This is a genomic window from Hydrogenimonas sp., from assembly GCF_029933015.1.
In the GTDB taxonomy this organism is placed as follows: Bacteria; Campylobacterota; Campylobacteria; order Campylobacterales; family Hydrogenimonadaceae; genus Hydrogenimonas.
Genome location: NZ_JAOZOZ010000128.1, coordinates 1 through 1451, shown reverse-complemented (window position 1 = coordinate 1451; position 1451 = coordinate 1). Strand labels below are relative to the sequence as shown.

Sequence of the window (1451 nt, the reverse complement as noted above, 5' to 3'; positions counted from 1 at the left end):
GGCAACGATCTCTATTTCGCCCTGGCGGAACGGGAGGGACGGTTCGGGTTCAACCTCTATGCCGGCGGGAAAAACTCGGAGACGGCGCGTCCGCTCGACATCTTCGCCGAACCGGCGGACGTTCCCCTCCTGTTCCATACGGTGGCGGAGATCTACCGCCGGGAGGGTCCCCGGGCGAGCCGTTCGAGAGCCCGGCTTTTCCATATGCTCGAAACGCTCGGTACCGATACGTTTCGGTCGAAGATCGCCGAACGTGTCGGCACAGCGCTTCCGACAGCCGGCGAACTGCGGATCGAAAAGGCTCCGCCCGCATCGGAAATCCCTCTGAAAAACGGCCGTTTCGCCCACCGGTACACGACCGCTTTCGGAGAACTCTCTTTTAGACAGCTTACGGAGATCCTCGCTCTTTGCAAAGAGTACGATATCGGCGAACTTCGCATCGGCTGTGACCAGAATCTCTACATTCCGGACCTGCCGGAGAAGGTGGCGTTCACACAAAGCACGGAACGCTACGGAGGCATCCTCGCCTGCGCCGGTTCGAAATACTGCGTCTACTCCCTGATGGACACCAAAAAAGAGAGTGAGACGCTGGCGCTGGAAAAGTGCAAGAGGCTGGAGATCACCGTCGGTTTCAGCGGCTGCCTCAAGGGGTGTGCCCGCCACGCCTTCAGCGACATCGGCCTGGTGGGCATCCGCACCAAACTCTTCGCCGAAGAGGTGGAGCGCGGCGTGCGCCTCTACCTCGGGGCTGAGTACACGCACGGGAAAAGAGCGGGAAGGCTCATACTCTATTCGGTGCCCATGCGCCATCTAAACGCCATGATCGACCTGATCGCCGACCTCTTCACAACGAGCGGATACGAGGACTTCGAAGATTTTTCGAAAGAGGTCCTGAACCGCTACAGCGAACCGGCACTGGCCTTCTGGCTGCTGCTAAACTTCCACCGCCGCCATCACCTGAACCGAAACGATTTCGTGATCCCGGAACCGGCGGAGCACGAAGATGAAAAAGCCTACTTCATCCATCTGCTCGAAAATTCCGGCTCAGAGGAAGATAAAGATATCGCGGAGTATCTGCGGTGCCAGGAAGCTTTCCCGTTCAGGGAAGCGATCATCTTTCTCGAGCGAGCCTGCTTCGCCGTTTCGGCGGATAGATAAAAAATTGTTTTTTTTCGGCACCGTTCTATTTTTTGGCATGCTCATTTTGTCGAACCATTCGTCACGGAGAATGGGAAGATTATCGGTTTCCGTGCTCGCGAAACAGCCCGCGTTCGCCCCGGAGCGGGATCTTCGGCAGTATCTGCTCCCTATCGGCACTTCTTACCGCGGGCCCGACTGGGGGGGTCTTCGATCGTGATTTTGCCGCGTACGGTTCGGCTGTAGCGGTCGAAAAAACCTCATTTTGCCTCCTCATCACATTTTTTCCTCACCATTTCCCTCCATGGCGATTT

General features: G+C 57.2%; 1 pseudogene. It reads left to right on the top strand.

Going from position 1 to position 1451, the window contains the following annotated elements:
• A pseudogene (locus tag Q1K23_RS07865) lies at positions 1-1158 on the top strand (hypothetical protein); the annotation flags it as partial.
• Positions 1159-1451 lie beyond the last annotated feature (293 nt).